We start from the raw sequence: 17,367 nt of genomic DNA on the forward strand, positions 1-17,367 counted from the left end.
TCATGAGGGAACATGCAATGAATGAAAAACCCAATTTACCCTCCAAAACCAAGGTTGCCTTGTTATTAGTGGCAATTGCATTGGCGGCGTATATCGGGGTTTACGTCAGGGTCTATTTCTTTGGACCCTGAGGAGGGGGTGAAGAAAGGGTCATTTTTTGGCCCTTTCTTCTGCCACCAGTTCTTTCTTTGAAAGCTTTCCGATCATGGTCTTGGGCAATTCATCGCGAAATTCAATATGACGGGGACGCTCAATCGGGGACAGATAATCCCTTAAAAATGTTTTGAGATCATCTTCGCTGATATTTTCATTTTCTTTTAAACGGACAAAGGCCTTGGGGGCTTGTCCGCGATATTCATCATCAATACCAATGACGGTGACCTCGGCCACGGACGGGTGTTGATAGATAGCTTCCTCAATCGCACGCGGAAAGACGTTATAGCCGGAACAAATGATTAAATCCTTGGCCCGGTCAATCAGGAAAATATAACCGTCTTCATCCATATATCCCACATCACCAGTTCGCAATTCATCCCCGTGAAATGTTTCTTTTGTGGCATTTGGGCGGTGATAATATCCGATCATGACTTGTGGGCCTTTAATACAAATCTCGCCTTTTTCGCCCCTTGGGACAGGATCATAGGGTGATTCCATGCTTCGAATAATAATTTCAGTGGAGGGCAGCGGCACACCAATAGATCCCTCTTTAGAAATACCGCCAATTGGATTGCAGGTGGCAACAGGTGAACTTTCACTTAAACCATAACCTTCCACCAGAGAACAGCCGGTCAGACGTTCAAATTTCTTGCGGGTTTCAAGGGGCAAGGCAGCACCGCCACTGATACAGAAACGAATGGATGTCAGATCATAATCATCAATGTCATTATGATTGGCAATAGCTGTATATATGGTGGGAACAGCAGGAAATAAGGTGGGATGTTTTTCATCAATTAATTTGAGGACAGCGTTTAATTCAAAGCGCGGAACCATGATAAGTTCCATACCGCTCATAAGACCCAGATTTAATTCTACTGTCATGGCAAAGACATGGAAGAAGGGCAACACACATAAAATGCGTTCATGACCTTTATGAACATCCGGGAACCAGGCGCGAACTTGTTTTAAATTGGCAACAAGGTTGGCGTGGCTTAAGACAGCGCCCTTAGGGACACCGGTTGTTCCGCCAGTATATTGGATAACGGCAGCATCTTTTTTTGCATCCACAGAAACCGGATCCGGTTGACCGTCATTTTTAATTAAGTCATCAAAGGTGATATGTTGCAGGTCTTTTTCAAAAGGGGAAATTTCACTACGTTTGAAAACACTGAACAACACGCTTTTCATCGGTGTGAGAATATCACTCATCGAACATACGATGACTTTTTTAAGCGGTGTCGTGTCGATCAGCTCATTGACCTTGGGGTATAGTTGTTGCAGGTCCAATGTCACCATGATTTCTGTTTGGCTGTCTTCGACCTGAAATTCCAATTCTTTTCGGACATAAAGCGGGTTGTAATTGACCACCGTTCCACCCACAGTCAGAATGGCGTAATAGCAAATGACATAATAAGGGCAGTTTGGCAGGCAGAGGCCGACTTTTACACCGCGACGAACGCCAAGAAGCTGAAACCCTTTGGCCGCCCGTCCAACCAGATCGGCAATATCGCTGTAGCTGTACTTGCGGTCTAAAAAATCCAGACAGGGACGATCACTATATTCAGCACAAGCTTGTTCGAAAAAAGCGTGCAAGGGGCGCATGTCTTGTGTGATTTCAGCATCCACACCATTGGCATAAGCTTTTAACCAAGGAAAACTATGTTCGGGCATGATCACAACTTCCTTTCAATGCGGTTGACGAAATCCATAATGTGCTGTCGTGTCCCGCCGATATCTTCCGTCACAATACCATGTCGGGTTGAGGGAACCATGATAAGTTCCGGCGTTGTACCTGCCATTTTATCACGGATCAGGCGTGCGCTTTCTGGTTTAACAACCTTTTCCTGATCGCCTTGTATTAAACGGGTCGGGCATTTTACACGGTAAAGGTTTTGTTCCATCTCATCGACCAGCAGGCGTAATTCATGCAAGCCCCGGATGGGGATATGTTTGTAATTGATATCCGGATGTTCGGACTCGTTGATGATATAGGGCAGGATCCCTTCTTGTGCGGCCAACCATTTTGCCAGTCGATTGGCATGATGGATCAGGGGGACAAACATCAAGTTTGGGTTGGCAAAGCGCAAAGGGGTGGAGATTGCGCATATTCCGGCAAGTTTTGGATCGTGTTCTGCGGCAAATCGCAAGGTTAAGGCGCCGCCTGTTGAAAACCCGACAATGATTATTTTTTCACTGCGCATGGATAAAAGATCGTATCCGAGTTTGAGTGAACGCATCCAGTCTTGCCACCCTCGATCACGCAAATCACAAGGTGATGTCCCATGTCCTTCAAGGCGGGGGCCATAAACCCAATACCCTTCATCTGCCAATTGATGTCCCAGACCGATCATTTCTGCAGGGGAGGCTAAAAAACCGTGAACCAATAAGACAGAGGCTTTTTTGACGTCTTCCCCTGTTGGGGTAAGATAAAAGGGAGTGGCATCGGCTGTCGCTGTCTGTTGGGCATTGATCTCTTCATAGGATGGGGCGCTAAAGCGTTCTTTTGCCTGACGATAAGCTTGTACTTCGTCTTCAAAAAAGTACTGCGCCCAATGATCCAGTGTTAATGCCTGTTTATGGTTTAGGGCGTGATGAATTGCCGTTTTAATCCCGTCGACAGGGGCGCATTCGTTGGCGTAAACACAAATCGGGTTTTCCATACGCACATTGTGGAAATCGTGCTCAAGCTTAAGCTTGGGTAAGAAATGGATATTGTCGTCTTTAATTTCGACCAAGTTTGCCCGCTGCGCCGATGTCAAAAATTGTTTGATTTCTTCGCAATGTCCATCTCGCAGGTTTCTGTATGTTTCAGCATATAAAAGGGATCTGTGCAAATGAATCCCTTGTTCATGGCTGACATAACGGGCCGCAAGGTACAATACATGCAGGAAATCTGATTGAGGCAGGTTGTCAATGCCCCGGTCCAGAAATTTCAGAATAAGGGCCGAGGCGATATGGGAAAGATTGACCGTCACAAGGCGATACATATCTTCCATAACCTGATCACGCACTTGTTCGGTTTTATGACGAAGGCGGGTTCCCGCAAGACGTTTGAGGAATTGATCACTTTGTGGTCCCATGGCAAATAAATCGTTCAGTCCGGTGATTTCTTCAACGGATTGACGAACAACGATTTTTTCCCACCATGTCCAAAATTTTGCCATTTCAATTGGTTTGCCCATGCGGATATCCATATCGGTATCCTTTAGCATCAGGTTTCCTTCAATCAACAATTCCTCGGCATATTTTTTGGGAAGTTTACCGGTTAGTCGTTCAACACTATTTTTAAGGAAATTTTCGGTGATGCGGATGGGGTAAAAGGTGATGTTGCTGGGGACAATCCGTGTGGGTTCGTGGCAACGTTCCAGCAATGTTTCTACGCTATCCAGACCGATTTCCTCGACCCAATGTTCTAAAAGATTATGGTCATTGCGTTGATGGGCGCATTGAACAGCTTGTTTGAATTGATCAAGTACAAGAGCAAGACGGGCCGCGCCGCTGTGATGTTTTCTGCGTTCAAGAGCAGTTGGGGAAAAAACCGAATAATCCCCTTGGGCGGATAGAATTTTCTTGTCTTTAACCATACCGCCTTCGGGGAAAATGATAACCTTGCGCCCGCGCAAGATATCTTTAGCCAACACAGGTAACAGGTTTGGCATATTGTTGGGTAGGGCACCGACCGCATGCAAATAATTGGTGAAACGTTCGTCTCCGCTAAAGAATTCAGCCGCAGCGACAGAACGGCAATAGGCTTTTTGCTCTTGATAAATCAGGTATTGGGGAATAAAGGTTTCAAAGCGGGCAAAATGATTGAACAGAAAAATATGCCCCTGTTCGACCTGATTGCCATCGGCATGAAGTTTGATATTAACCCCAAGCATACGCTTGACCGTTGAAAAAGCACGCACGGACCAGCCATAGGTTTGCGGATTAATATCGGGCGGGCTGAAATGTTGCATGTCGGGATTGACCCTTTCCATAGTTCCCCTGTGTTAGTATGTAGGGAGGGGGGCTGTAAAAACAACATATTTTTGAGTAAGATAGCAATGAAAGAACTGGGTTCTGCACAATTGGGCTGGAAAGAAAACAAAACCCCTGTATCCGGGCGTTTTGATGATGTGTATTTCAGTGTGGATGATGGCCTTGCGGAATCTCTTTATGTTTTTGTACATGGTTGCGGTCTGCCAGAAGCACTTGCGGATAAACAGGCGTTTAACATTGCAGAAACCGGATTTGGGACCGGGTTAAATTTCCTTTTGACGTGGCAAGTCTGGAAAGAAAGTAAAACAGATTGTCAGTTAAGCTATTTTTCGGTGGAAGCTTTTCCGTTGGATAAGGAAGAATTGAAACAGGCCTATGCAAACTTTCCCGACCTTGCCCCCTTTGCAGCAGAATTTTTGGACCATTATCCAACATTAACTACCGGGTTTCATCATATCGTATTGGAAAGTGGCAAGGTAAAGCTGACCCTGATGCTTGGGGATGCTGCTGATATGTTTGCAGAATTGGACGGGCAAATTGATGCTTGGTATCTGGACGGTTTTGCACCTGCAAAAAACCCTGAAATGTGGCGCGACGACGTCTTTGAACAAATCGGGCGCTTGTCCAGATTAGGAAGCGTTCTTTCCACCTTTACAGCGGCAGGCTTTGTTAAACGGGGATTGCGTGATGTGGGATTTGATATGTCAAAACGCCGGGGGTTTGGGCGAAAACGCGACAGCTTGATCGGTGTGTTTGAAGAGAATAAAAAAAGACAGCCTGCACCGTGGTTCAGCAAACCGCAGAAAGAATTTAAAAAACAAAAAATAGCGGTCATTGGCGCAGGGATTGCTGGATGCACAACAGCGCGACGTTTAATCGCAGATGGTCATGATGTGACTTTGTTTGATCGAAATGACAGGGCAGGGCAAGAAGGGTCCGGTAATCGGTTAGGTCTGGTCAAACCAAGATTAACGCAGGAAGGTTGGTTTAATGTCCGAACGTACCTGCATGCGCTTTATTACTATGATCATCTTGATGTTACACCGTGGCAAGGTGCGCGCGGCCTGTTTCAGATGGAACAGGATACTGCTGATCGTTTAAAATTAAAATTGCTGACGGAAAAAGAGATTTTGCCACCGGATCATATGCGCCTTGTCACGGCGCAAGAGGCCAGTGCGTTAATTGGTGTGACTGTGCCGCGCGGCGGGTTATGGTTTACCAAAGCAGGATATGTGGAACCTTCCGCCCTGTGTCAGGCCTTGAGTGCGGATATGCAAACGCGATTTAATACGGATATTACCGCTTTGACCCGTTGTAAAAATGGCTGGCAGCTTAAATCGGGCGAGGAAATCGTGTTTGAAGGTGATGCGGTTGTGTTGGCAACAGCAGGTGAAAACGCAGCGCTGAACCCCTTTAGTGAGATGATTATGCGGGGGCGGCGCGGGCAGGTGTCTTATGTACGTGCGACGAAAGAAAGCGAAAAAACACAATGCCCTTTAACTTGCGGCGGTTATTTCATTCCTGCCAAAGGCGGACAGCATATTGTCGGGGCAACTTTTGATCATTGGCCGGATTTCTTTGATAAAAGTTATCGTGAGGTCACCGAGAAAAGTCATGAAAAGAACCGTAATAAATTGCGTGATTATTTCCCCGATATGGATTTTGTAGTTGAAGGGGGGCGGGCCTCCATCCGCGCCATGACGCCGGACCATACGCCAATTGTCGGTCCGGTTTTTGAGGAGGCATGGTACAAAGAGGCCTATACCCATTTGAAACATGGCCCCAAAGGAAAGACTTTCTCAGATGCGCAATATGTTGACGGGCTTTATACCATTTGCGGTCTCGGTGCGCGTGGTGTACAAACTGCGCCTCTATTGGCGGATGTGATTGCCGCTTATATTTCCGGCACACCTTGTCCATTGGAAAACAGTTTTCGCGAGGCCTTGCACCCGGCTCGTTTTCTTATTCGTGATATTCGAAAGGACCGTTTGACATGACCCTTCGCCCGAGCGTTGTTTCCCCGCAATCCATGAAAAATTTACGCCCCCGTAACGGGGGTGGGCAACCACAAAAAATGATGGTGATTGATTGCCGACATGATAGTCACTGGAAAGCAATTCATGATGCGCAAGTCAATGGTGTGGTTCTACGGCGTCGCCCGATACGTGCGATAGAGACTTTTTTTAACAATGCACTAGAAGATGTTTTTAAAGTAAAAGATTTAGTTTGCGCGCAAAGCCGATTACGTAATGAGTTAGTCAATTGTTTGCCGATTGCCGATGATGTAGATGATTTACGTCGGAAATTTTTGATCAATGATATCGCAAATTGGATGCGGGTTATGATCACCCAATCAAGATCACGCGATTATCGGATCCGGGTTTGTGACGCATTGCCAACCGACTTTCAATCTGATCCCGCAGCCTTAAAAATGATCATTAGTTATCGCGGATTGGATGTGACGTTTCGCCAACCCAAAGACAGTGATGAGCGTAGCGTCAGCCCCTATGGTGTGATGCTGTTTCGCGGAAAATCGTATGAAGGCCCTGTTGAGTGGTGCGCAAAAACAAATGGGGACCAACCGTTTTATTTGACGATTGAACCCCATTCTAAACGCCGCCGGATTGGCATCTAAATCTTATTTTTTATAAAGCTCGTCGGGGGAGACGATAACTTCTTCTACGGTTTCGATTTTGCCGTCACGCGCTGCCCATGAAAAACAGCTACGTCGCCCTGTGTGACAGGCAACACCGGTTTGGTTGACGCTGACAAGAACGGTGTCTTTGTCGCAATCGGTACGAAAATCAATAAGTTCCTGTTGTTGACCGGAACTTTCGCCTTTGCGCCATAATTGTTGGCGCGAACGGGAATAATAACAAACACGACCTGTTTTTAAGGTTTCGGCAACGGCTTCTTTGTTCATCCAGGCCATCATCAGGATTTCACCGCTATCATGTTGTTGTGCAATCGCCGGAATGAGGCCGTCGCTGTTGTATTTCAGCGCATCAACGATATTTTCGGGACTGTCTGTTTTCGAACACATGATATAAAACCTTTAAAAGAGAAGGGTTGGCGAATAAGTATCTATGTTCTAAATAGGACAAGAGCGTGATTGAGACAAGGCAAAACCATCTATGGAACTGGCATATCAAGATATAGGCGAAGGATACCCGGTCGTTATCCTCCACGGGTTGTTTGGTGCGGCCAAGAACTGGAATTCCATCGCTAAACAAATGGCGCGTAAATACCGTATTTTAACGCTCGATTTACGCAATCATGGATCCAGTCCTTGGACGGATACGATGTCATATACGGAAATGGCAGCAGATGTAGTGGAGTTTCTGGATCAACGCGGTTTGGACAAGGTCGCCATTGTTGGTCATTCAATGGGTGGGAAAGTTGCCATGACCACGGCGCTGAAATCACCAAAACGGGTGGACCGTCTGGTGGTTGCTGATATCGCCCCGGTAAAATATCCGCGTATGACGTTTAAATCCTATGTGGAAAAATTACAGTCTGTGGATTTAACTGGGGTAAAACGCCGTAGTGAAGTTGATCCCTTAATTGCCGATGTGATTGAAAGCCCAGCGGTTCGCGCCTTTTTACTGGGGAATTTGGAAACAACAGCCGATGGTTTACGTTGGCAGGTGAATCTGGAAACCTTGGGCCGTGAAATGGAAACCATTGGCGGGGTGCCCGCCATTCGACCGGATAGCAAATATATGGGCGAAACCTTGTTTATAAACGGGGCGCAATCGGATTATGTACAGTCTTCTCATCATCAATTGATCCGCCATTTATTCCCGCAGGTGAAATTTAAAACGATTGAAGACGCCGGGCATTGGGTTCATGCTGAAAAGCCGCATGATTTTATGAACGCACTTTATGATTTTTTGCCATGAGCGATACATTCAACAATAAGCTGTCGGCTTACGTAAATGGGCTTGATACGCAAGGCTTGCGTCGACATTTGCGCACAGTTGGTCAAACCCGGAACGGTCATACGCGGTTAAATGGGCGCGATATTATTAATTTTTCTTCCAACAACTATATGGGACTGGCACAACACCCTTTGTTGATTGAACGGGCTTGTGAATGGTCACAAGGCTGGGGGACCGGCTCTATGGCATCACGCCTTGTTTGCGGCACCATGGAACTGCACGAACAGGTGGAAGATCGCTTGATTGCTGCCAAGGGTGGGGAAGCGGCCCTGATCTTTAATTCCGGTTTTCAAGGGAATTCTGCAATTTTAACCGCCTTGTTTGATAAAGACATTCTCGGTGCTGAGCCTTTGGTGTTTTGTGATCGTTTAAATCATGCCAGCATGCATCATGGATTAAAGGCCGCTGGCGTGCGCCAAATTCGTTATCGTCATAATGATTTGAACCATCTGGAAGAACTGTTGCAAAAACATCAGGATAAGCCCGGTGATCGTTTTATCCTGAGTGAAAGCGTCTTCAGTATGGACGGCGACCAAAGCGATGTGGACGCGTTGATTGCCTTGGCAGACCGATATGGTGCGCAGCTTTATCTGGATGAAGCCCACGCAACAGGTGTGCTGGGTCATCGTGGTTTTGGTTTATGTGCTGGAAAAAATGTCGCTTTTAAGATGGGGACGTTTTCAAAAGCACTGGGCGGTTTTGGCGCCTATTTGGTTTGTTCAAAGGCGGTGAAAGACTATCTTGTGAACCGATGTACAGGATTTATTTATTCCACATCCTTACCACCCGCCGTTTTGGGCGCGATGGATGCAGCCTTGGAACTGGTGCCGGAATTAGATGAGGCACGTAAGTCTCTGTTGAAAAATGCACAAAAGGTTCGCGACAGCTTTATTGAAAGTGGATTTGATGTCGGTGGATCGACGACACAGATTATTCCCCTGATTATTGGAGAAGAAGACCGTACATTGGAAATGGCAAAAGCTCTAGAAGACACAGGTGTTCTGGGGATCGCCATTCGTCCTCCGACCGTACCGCGCGGAACAAGCCGTATCCGCTTTGCCCTGAGTGCGGCCCATAATGCCGATGATATCGACAAACTGTGTGCTGTTGTGAAAAGTTTTGCCCGATGAAGAAGCTTGTTTTCGTTCACGGTTGGGGCTTTGGACCTGAATTTTGGAATGGGTTAGCAACAGAATTATCTGAGTTTTCAAGTGAGCATGTTAATCTTGGATTTCTAGGGGACGTTCATTCGATAGATGATCCGAATGCCGTTTATATTACTCATTCAATGGGGCTGGCATGGGTTGTTGAACAAGTTCCGAATTGCCAAGCCGTTGTTGCGATTAATGGGTTTACCAAATTTTGTTGTGATGAGGACTGGTTGGATGGTGTGGCCCCACGGATGCTGGAACGCATGATCCGTCAATTTGACCGCACACCGGAAACGGTTTGGACGGAATTTATGAAAAATTGCGGTGGGATTGATCCTGTTTATCCTGCTAAAGCAAATAGGGATGCTTTGTCACAAGGACTTCGATATTTGCGCGATTGTGATATCCGGTCCAAGTTTAAAAACCTGAAAGCAGATAAATTGATCATCGCCGGAGACAAAGACAGGATCGTTCCTGAAAAATTAACACGTGCCTCTTTCGGTAAGGATGTAATCTGGTATAAAGGGGGCAATCATCTGCTGCCCCTGTTGGAAGAAAAAAAACTGGCTGCAGACATCCGCCGATTTTTGGACCGATAATTCGTGAATAAAAAACTTATTGCACAGTCGTTTGGCAAAGCGTCAAACACATATGAAAAAGATGCCCCCGTTCAAAAATGGACGGCTGGATTTTTGGCTGAGCTGATTCAAGGGTTGCACCTTGAACAGCCTGCCGATTGTCTGGAAATCGGCTGCGGGACAGGTTTCTTAACGCAAGAAATGATGACTTTATTTCCGCAGGCCAATTGGCTGATTACAGACTTGTCAGCGGATATGTTGGACAGTTGCCGGGCGCGCATTGGTGATGGTGTTTCCTATCAGGTGATGGATGGTGAACATCCCGCATTGGAGAAGAAATTTGATTTAATCGTCAGTAGCTTGGCATTTCAATGGTTTTTGGATTTGGAAAACGCCTTAAAACGTTTAAGTGGATTATTAAAACCTGACGGACGATTGATTTTTACCACCTTGGGGCAAGAAACTTTTCAGCAATGGCGCGATAACTTAAATCAACAAGGCATGGCGGTTGGATTGCATGATTACCCTTTGCTTGAAGATATGCAAAAAATTGCCATTAAAGGGTATCAGGTGAGTTTTGCTCGTCAAAAGCGCCTGCAGCCTTATGAGAACGGTCTAGCCTTTCTGCGGGCGTTAAAGGCGATCGGGGCACAGGCACCGCAGTCTGGCTACCAACCTTTATTGCCGGGACAAATGAGAAAAGTAATCAAGGCGTTGGAAGAAAACGGAAGTTGCGCCATGACCTATGACATTCTGGTTGGCACAATTACTAAAGAGGCATAAATGACAACTTATTTTGTAACGGGTACAGACACGGATGTTGGCAAAACGATTGTGTCCGCACTTTTAACCCAGCAACTTGACGGCTTTTACTGGAAACCTGTGCAGTCCGGTATTATCGATATCGAAGATAAAGAAACGGTGCAGAATATCGGGAATATTGCCCCCGAACGAATTTTGCCATGCGCTTATGAATTACGTGAACCGCTTTCACCGCATGAGGCCGCGCGGCGCGATGGTGTGGAAATTGATCTGGCAAAAATTATCAAGCCGCAGGTTAATGCGCCGCTTGTCATTGAAGGGGCCGGTGGTGTATTTGTTCCGCTCAATGATCAGGATTTAATGATTGATTTGATCAAGCAAATGAACTGTGAAGTCATTGTCGTTGCCCGTAGTGGATTAGGAACGATTAATCATACGATGTTAACGCTGCATGCGTTGCGAGATTGCGAAATACCCGTAAAGGGGGTTGTGTTGAACGGTCCATTAAATCCAGACAATAAAAATGCCATTGAACAATTTGGCAAGGTGCGTATTCTAGGGGAAATTCCGTATATTGAAGAACTGAATTTTTCAGAAATAGAAAAACCGATCTTCGATATCTGACGTATCAGGATAACGAACAGCATATCCGGCTTAGAAGGATGGGATAGATGAAATTTTTATTGGCAGACGACCATGGTCTCTTTCGAGAAGGGATTAAGTTGATCTTCAATAAACTGCAACCGGACATTCAAGTTGTTGAGGCAGAAACCCTTCCAGAAACGGAAGCAAAATTGCGTGCAGGCAATGATTTTGACTTGATTTTACTTGATTTGAAGATGCCAGGTGTTTCTGGTTTGGATAGCGTACAAAAGATTGTGAGCCTTGCAGGGAAACAGCCCGTTGTGGTGATGTCCGGGGCTTATCGTCGGGTGGACGTTTTAGCTTGTATAGACAAAGGCGCTTCGGGTTTTATTCCAAAAACACTCGGTGGGCAGGCCATGATTAATGCGATTAATCTGGTCTTGCACGGTGAAAAATTTATCCCGTCTGTGATCTGTTCGACCGAAGAAGAATTAATTGAAGATGATACCGATTCGCATATTTTTGACGAATTAACGACCCGAGAACGTGAAGTCTTGAAGTATTTGGTCGAAGGTCATTCCAACAAAGTGATTGCCAGCATTCTGGAATTGCAGGAAGTTACCGTTCGGGCGCACTTAAAAGGCGTGTTTAGAAAATTAGGCGTATCCAGTCGTACGCAAGCGGTTGGTCTGGCTTTGAGAAGTGGTTTTACCGGCTAAGTTCTAAAGCTGTTGTGATTGCATCAAGTAGTTGTTGTTTATTGACGGGTTTGCGCAAGGTAAGGCAGGCACCGGCTTTCATTGCCTCATTTGACAAATTTTGATGTCCGACGCGTGCCCCTCCGGTAAACGTAATAATCGGAGTTGTAATCCCGTCTGCACGTAATGCCTGAATGAATTCTACGCCGTCCATTTGAGGCATAAATAGATCCGTCAAAATAATGTCGAAGGCATTTTCTTTACAGGCTTCTAGCCCTTTTTCTCCTGAAGGAACGGCAGTTGCTTCAAATTGATTACGCCTTAATACCATCGCAACGGCATTGCGGACCAGATCTTCATCATCCACGATTAAAGCTTTAAGGGAAAAAGTATGTGTCACGGGTGGTTATTCCTTTAACAGGGGAAGGTATATGCAAATACATGCACCTATATTCCGGTCATCGCTTTGACTTGTATAGAGGCAGCCTCCACAAGGAATAGCTTCGACGGCACCACCATGATTTTCAACAATTTGGCGAACAACCGAAAGGCCAAGTCCAGATCCATCTGTTTGCGTTTTTGTCGTAAAGAAAGGATCAAAAATTTCATCGAGAATATGTTGTGGAATGCCGGGACCTGTGTCGCTGATGCAAAGGGTGACATAGTCGCCTTCCGGGATTTCAAATCGACTGATTAATTCCGAATTTTCATCAATATAGATTTTTCTCATTTCAAAGGTGATAACGCCTTTTTCTTCGCCGATGGCTTGTGCGGCATTCATGCCCGTATTCATAATGACTTGATGAATTTGGTCAGGGTCGGCAAAGCTGTAATAATTCTCCTGATCACAGATTTCTTCAATTTTTATCGTTTGTGGAATTGAGGAACGCAAGAGGGCGAGTGTCTCTTCCATTTCATGGCGAAGTTCAATGCGTGTTGGTTCGCTCTCTTCTGGTCGTGTGTAGGTAAGAATACGATGAACAAGACGGCGTGCACGTTCTGCGGCCAGATGAATATTTCGCAAATTGCCATGAAGGAAGGGGTCCTCCTGTGCATCTTCCATCAGCATTTCGCTGACCAGAAGAATAGGGGAAAGCAGGTTGTTAAAATCATGGGCGAGGCTGCCGGCGACTTGACCCAGTAGTTCTTGTTTTTGTGCCTGAAATAATTGTTTTTGCAGTTCCAGTCGATCTTCTTCACTTGAACGCACATTGGTCAGGTCGTATGCCGTTACAATAAACTGAATTTGTCCTTGGTCTTTATATCGTGCGACATTAAATCCTGTTGGCAACAGCCTGCCATCTGCGGTCTGCAAATTGCCTTCCATATGAACTGAGGATCGGGTGTTGGCTTCCATGAGGATTTCGGTCGGGCTGATCTCCATATCGAAATCGGTTATGTCGCGAAAATTACTTTGCAGCAGGACAGACCGTTTCAATCCTGTACTTTCACAAAGCTTGGGATTAACAGCAAGAATATTACCGTCGGATGTTAACAACATAATACCTTCGCGGGCTTCATCAACAAGACTGCGATATCGTTGCTCGCTGCGGATCAGGGCGTTTTGGGCCTGTTGTTGGGCCGTAATGTCCCGCATGATAACCACAAGCATTTGCTGAGAGCCGATTTCGATTGAACGCCCTGAAATTTCAACAGGTGTTCTTTTACCTTTTTTGCCGATAATAGTACTGCGTACCGACTGGTCTTGTCCCCATAAGAACCCCTGATAATATCCCATCATGATATCAAGTTCTTGCTGATCATGGATATCGTCGACACTCAGTTGCGAAAGGTTGTCAGGTAAAACTTCAAAAAGCTCGGCGGCTTTTGGGTTCCCTTCAATGATATTGCCTTCGTGAGATAATAAAATGATGGCATCCCCTGCACCAGACATAACTCCGCGATATTTTGCAAGTGTTTCGAGTAAGGATTCCCGTTCTTCAAAGTCAGTCCCGACATCTTGTACAAACCCAATCATTTTATGCGTTTGTGCATCCATTTTTGCCATAAGAAGAACAGGAGTTTCTTGGCCTTGTCGCGATAAGGTATGTGTATAAAAACGGAAACTACCGCCTTGCTGAGACAAGGTTTCAAAATGTTTTTGGACCTTTGCCTGATCGCCGGGATGAAAAAGACCGATTAATGCGTTTAAAGAAGGCGGCAAGGTTTGAATGTCGAGATTTACAATTTTATAAAGGTTTTGAGACCACCAAAACTCACCTGTTTCAATGTCCCACTCCAATCCTGCAATTTTTGCACAATCTTCGATTTGCTTGCGGCGTGATATTTCTCTATCCAATATATAGGATGATTTTTCTTTTTTTAATATCGCATTATTGTTTGTAGAATTCATTGTTCCCACATATTAATAGAGATTGAATAGTTCATCTGCGAATTATTCTTTGGGGAAGTAGTGTAGCTTATCAATCTGTTTGATAAAAGGGGAACACAATGATTTTCCGGTTTACTCCGGTTGTTTTGTTTTTATTTTTTAGCGCTCTTTTTGGGGTGAGCGTTTTGCTGTTACAGGTTTCCTATAAAAATGCCAAGGAAGCTTTGCAGTTTGAACAGATTGAACAACTTGCCCGGACACATGAAATTGCACAGCAATATTTAAATTTCAGATTGAAAGAAGCATGGCAATCCTTGGTAACGATTGGTTCTGTTCCCAATGATGGGACCACATTGAATTATTCACGAAATATTTTTAAAAACAGTGTCCTTGATTATGCTCTAATATATGAATTAGAACAAGGTGAAGTACCTGTCTTAATTGAAAAATTAGGTTCGCCTTCAGAAGAGGCGCAAACTCTTTTATTTAAAAATGAACATTGGGAAATTGAACAAACACCAAAGGGACCTGCCCTTGTTATTCAAACTCATGTTTTTACAGAAAATGAAAACGGTAAAAAGCTAAACAGCCTGATAAAAGGTGGTATATATCTCAAAAATAATTTTGTTCTGGCGCATGGACTGCGTTCAGCCAGCCATGCATATGGACACTCTATTGTTTTGAAGGACAAGGTTCTTGTATCATCCGTGTCCATGGAAGAAGGGGTTGAAGAAACCGCAAATTTGGTTTTGAAAAATAAAAGTCCAGTATTCGCAAAATTGGGAGAATTCTTTAGCGGTGATATTCTACCTTTGCGATTGGAGGATGGGAAAAATAGTCTATATCTAGTAACGATTGCAAGAACGCAAGGAAGCCAGAACTGGCAGGAAAGCTTTAAGCAAACCATTTTATTAGGTTTGTTTTTTTCGTTACTTATCTGCGTGTGCGGAACTTATTTTTTACATTTTTGGACACATCACTCACTCCGCAAACTTTTGGATTATGCGGCAGGTGTGCGAATGGGGCGGCAAGATATTCACTATAAGCCGGGTACTATTTATGAATTTAATAGTGTCGGTAAAGTTATTGAAGAGATGGTTGGAGAATTATCTGAACAGTCTAAATATATCACCGATATATTTGAAGCTGGAAACTCTCCTATCATTTCTTGGGATAAAGATGGTTCAATACGCGTTGTAAATAATGCGATGCAACGTATTTTTGATTTACAATCTGTCGGGCAGATAAAAAATATCGATGATTTTTTTAAATGTTATCCAAATAGCGAAGCACGCACGGCCTGCCAAGATGCCCTTATAGGTAAAACAACATCGGCGCTTGAAACAATCTCAAAGATAAATGATCGTACCTACTATATTGTTTGGAGCGTTACTCCTGTCAGAGATACGCAAGACAATGTATCCGGTGTGATTTGTATGGGACAGGATGTTACTGAACGTCGTGTTGCCGAAGGTAATTTACGTTTATCATCTACGGTCTTCGATAATACAGCCGAAGGGATTATTATTACTGATCATAATGCAGAAATTATTGATGTTAATACTGCTTTTAGCGAGATTACCGGGTTTAGCCGCGAGGAAGTTATAGGACAAAACCCGCGCCTTATGAAATCTGGGCGCCATTCTGAGAAATTTTATAATGATATGTGGCGTAAACTAAATAACAACGGTTTTTGGCGGGGTGAAATTTGGGATCGACGCAAAAATGGCGAAGAGTTTCCTAAATGGTTATCTATTAATGCCTGTCGTAATGAAAAGGGGAAATTAACACATTACGTTGCGGTTTTTTCCGATATTACAGATAAAAAAGCAGATGAAGAAAAATTGGAGCAACTGGCCCATTTTGATCACTTAACAGGCCTGCCGAACCGTATTTTATTCCAAGATCGATTGCACACAGCACTTGCGCGCTCACGTCGTGAAAAAGCCCATCTTGCCGTTTTGTTCGTTGATCTCGATCGTTTTAAACAGATCAATGACAGTTTAGGACATCGCGTTGGTGATTTACTCCTGAAAGAAGTTTCCAAACGTTTGTTATATAGTGTACGTGAAATTGATACGGTTGCGCGGTTATCGGGGGATGAGTTTACTGTAATTTTGACAGATATTTCTTCGATTGAAGCCGTGGAAATGATCGCTTCTCGTATCGTGAAATCATTGGGAGCCCCATATTTCTTTGAAGGACACGAACTGTTTGTTTCAGCAAGTGTCGGCATCGCAATCTATCCGACCGATGGCGAAAATAGTGTAGATTTATTACGCCATGCCGATGTTGCCATGTATCATGCAAAAGAGAAAGGGCGTAACAATTACCAATTCTTCAATGCTGAGATGAATGAGAAAGCGCAATCGCAATTATCTTTAGCAAATAAATTACGCGTTGCCCTCAATCGAAAGCTTATTCATCCTCACTATCAATTAAAAGTCGATACGCAACTTGGGAAGCCAATAGGTTTGGAAGCTTTAGCCCGTTGGAATGACGAAAGAGGAAAACCCATTTCGCCTGTTAAGTTTATTCCAGTGGCTGAAGAACATGGCTTAATCGGAAGGTTAGGGAAATCCATTCTTAATCAAGTCTGTATTCAAATCAGGATGTGGCAGGATATGGGGGTTGAATTTGGAAGTGTTGCCGTAAACCTGTCAGCACAACAGTTTAGGGATGCCAACTTGCTGAACGATATCAAAGAAGCCATTGAAGATAACCGCATAGATCCGATGTCTCTTGAGGTAGAAGTGACGGAAAATATGGTTATGGATGATGTCGAAGAGGCAATTCGCATTTTGCATGATATTAAAGAAATGGGACTTAAAATTTCAATTGATGATTTTGGAACCGGGTATTCCTCACTCAGTTATTTGAAACGTTTTCCCGTAGATACTTTAAAAATTGATAGAACGTTTATTCGGGATTTAAGTGTTGATAATGATGATGCCGCGATTGTTTCTGCGATTGTATCAATGGCACAAAAACTGGAAATAAACGTAGTGGCAGAAGGGGTCGAAACACAAGAACAGGTTGATTTCTTGCGATCTGTAAACTGTAATGTGGTTCAAGGTTTTCTATATGCAAAACCTTGTGCAGGTGGGGAGGTCCCCCTTGTATGGCACCGAATGATTGAGGAATTTGAAGAATAAAGCACTTTGCGTCACAAAAGTGTAATAA

General features: G+C 44.5%; 15 protein-coding genes. 10 read left to right on the top strand and 5 right to left on the bottom strand.

Annotation, left to right across the window (positions count from 1 at the left end):
- Positions 1 to 2: 2 nt before the first annotated feature.
- Entirely contained in the window at positions 3 to 131 is a 129-nt protein-coding gene (locus ACI0FF_RS09450) for a hypothetical protein (RefSeq protein ID WP_419796622.1), read from the top strand.
- A gap of 19 nt (positions 132 to 150) precedes the next feature.
- On the opposite strand, the gene ACI0FF_RS09455 is transcribed toward ACI0FF_RS09450, so the two are convergent.
- Positions 151 to 1,827 carry a long-chain-fatty-acid--CoA ligase gene (locus tag ACI0FF_RS09455; RefSeq protein WP_419796623.1) on the bottom strand — a complete coding sequence of 559 codons (1,677 nt, stop codon included), beginning with the start codon at positions 1,825 to 1,827 and terminating at the stop codon, positions 151 to 153.
- Positions 1,828 to 1,829: 2 nt separating this feature from the next.
- Positions 1,830 to 4,115, bottom strand: a complete 2,286-nt coding sequence (locus ACI0FF_RS09460; protein WP_419796624.1) for an alpha/beta fold hydrolase — start codon at positions 4,113 to 4,115, stop codon at positions 1,830 to 1,832.
- A gap of 87 nt (positions 4,116 to 4,202) precedes the next feature.
- Here ACI0FF_RS09460 and mnmC point away from each other — a divergent pair, with 87 nt between their 5' ends.
- On the top strand, positions 4,203 to 6,134 hold the full coding sequence (mnmC, locus tag ACI0FF_RS09465; protein ID WP_419796625.1) for a bifunctional tRNA (5-methylaminomethyl-2-thiouridine)(34)-methyltransferase MnmD/FAD-dependent 5-carboxymethylaminomethyl-2-thiouridine(34) oxidoreductase MnmC: 1,932 nt from the start codon (positions 4,203 to 4,205) through the stop codon (positions 6,132 to 6,134).
- A complete protein-coding gene (locus tag ACI0FF_RS09470; protein WP_419796626.1) occupies positions 6,131 to 6,772 on the top strand; it encodes a DUF1826 domain-containing protein in 642 nt (213 codons plus the stop codon). Before mnmC ends, ACI0FF_RS09470 begins: the two co-directional genes overlap by 4 nt.
- 3 nt (positions 6,773 to 6,775) lie before the next feature.
- Here ACI0FF_RS09470 and hisI read toward each other — a convergent pair whose 3' ends face one another.
- The gene (hisI, locus tag ACI0FF_RS09475; protein ID WP_417821029.1) at positions 6,776 to 7,180 is read right to left on the bottom strand and encodes a phosphoribosyl-AMP cyclohydrolase; all 405 of its coding nucleotides are present in this window, start codon (positions 7,178 to 7,180) and stop codon (positions 6,776 to 6,778) included.
- Between the two features lie 91 nt (positions 7,181 to 7,271).
- On the opposite strand from hisI, the gene ACI0FF_RS09480 reads away from it, so the two are divergent.
- Genes ACI0FF_RS09480 through ACI0FF_RS09505 form a run of 6 tightly spaced genes read left to right on the top strand, consistent with a single transcriptional unit; the run spans position 7,272 to position 11,873 of the window.
- On the top strand, positions 7,272 to 8,039 hold the full coding sequence (locus ACI0FF_RS09480; RefSeq protein ID WP_419796627.1) for an alpha/beta fold hydrolase: 768 nt from the start codon (positions 7,272 to 7,274) through the stop codon (positions 8,037 to 8,039).
- A complete protein-coding gene (gene bioF / locus ACI0FF_RS09485; RefSeq protein WP_419796628.1) occupies positions 8,036 to 9,208 on the top strand; it encodes an 8-amino-7-oxononanoate synthase in 1,173 nt (390 codons plus the stop codon). Before ACI0FF_RS09480 ends, bioF begins: the two co-directional genes overlap by 4 nt.
- The gene (locus ACI0FF_RS09490; protein ID WP_419796629.1) at positions 9,205 to 9,828 is read left to right on the top strand and encodes an alpha/beta fold hydrolase; all 624 of its coding nucleotides are present in this window, start codon (positions 9,205 to 9,207) and stop codon (positions 9,826 to 9,828) included. The genes bioF and ACI0FF_RS09490 overlap by 4 nt, the downstream gene beginning before the upstream one ends.
- Before the next feature lie 3 nt (positions 9,829 to 9,831).
- The gene (locus tag ACI0FF_RS09495; RefSeq protein WP_419796630.1) at positions 9,832 to 10,590 is read left to right on the top strand and encodes a methyltransferase domain-containing protein; all 759 of its coding nucleotides are present in this window, start codon (positions 9,832 to 9,834) and stop codon (positions 10,588 to 10,590) included.
- Positions 10,591 to 11,193 carry a dethiobiotin synthase gene (gene bioD, locus ACI0FF_RS09500; protein WP_419796631.1) on the top strand — a complete coding sequence of 201 codons (603 nt, stop codon included), beginning with the start codon at positions 10,591 to 10,593 and terminating at the stop codon, positions 11,191 to 11,193.
- Positions 11,194 to 11,240: 47 nt separating this feature from the next.
- Positions 11,241 to 11,873: a response regulator gene (locus tag ACI0FF_RS09505; protein ID WP_419796632.1), complete on the top strand. Its 633-nt coding sequence runs from the start codon at positions 11,241 to 11,243 to the stop codon at positions 11,871 to 11,873.
- On the opposite strand, the gene ACI0FF_RS09510 is transcribed toward ACI0FF_RS09505, so the two are convergent.
- Complete coding sequence (locus ACI0FF_RS09510) at positions 11,863 to 12,252, bottom strand: response regulator (protein WP_419796633.1); 390 nt, start codon at positions 12,250 to 12,252, stop codon at positions 11,863 to 11,865. The two genes, ACI0FF_RS09505 and ACI0FF_RS09510, sit on opposite strands and share 11 nt — an antisense overlap.
- Before the next feature lie 6 nt (positions 12,253 to 12,258).
- A complete protein-coding gene (locus ACI0FF_RS09515) occupies positions 12,259 to 14,205 on the bottom strand; it encodes a PAS domain-containing sensor histidine kinase (protein WP_419796634.1) in 1,947 nt (648 codons plus the stop codon).
- Between the two features lie 98 nt (positions 14,206 to 14,303).
- Here ACI0FF_RS09515 and ACI0FF_RS09520 point away from each other — a divergent pair, with 98 nt between their 5' ends.
- Positions 14,304 to 17,339 carry an EAL domain-containing protein gene (locus tag ACI0FF_RS09520; protein WP_419796635.1) on the top strand — a complete coding sequence of 1,012 codons (3,036 nt, stop codon included), beginning with the start codon at positions 14,304 to 14,306 and terminating at the stop codon, positions 17,337 to 17,339.
- Positions 17,340 to 17,367 lie beyond the last annotated feature (28 nt).

Origin of the sequence: Terasakiella sp. 4MB5A (assembly GCF_050058155.1) — a bacterium.
In the GTDB taxonomy this organism is placed as follows: Bacteria; Pseudomonadota; Alphaproteobacteria; order Rhodospirillales; family Terasakiellaceae; genus Terasakiella; species Terasakiella halodenitrificans.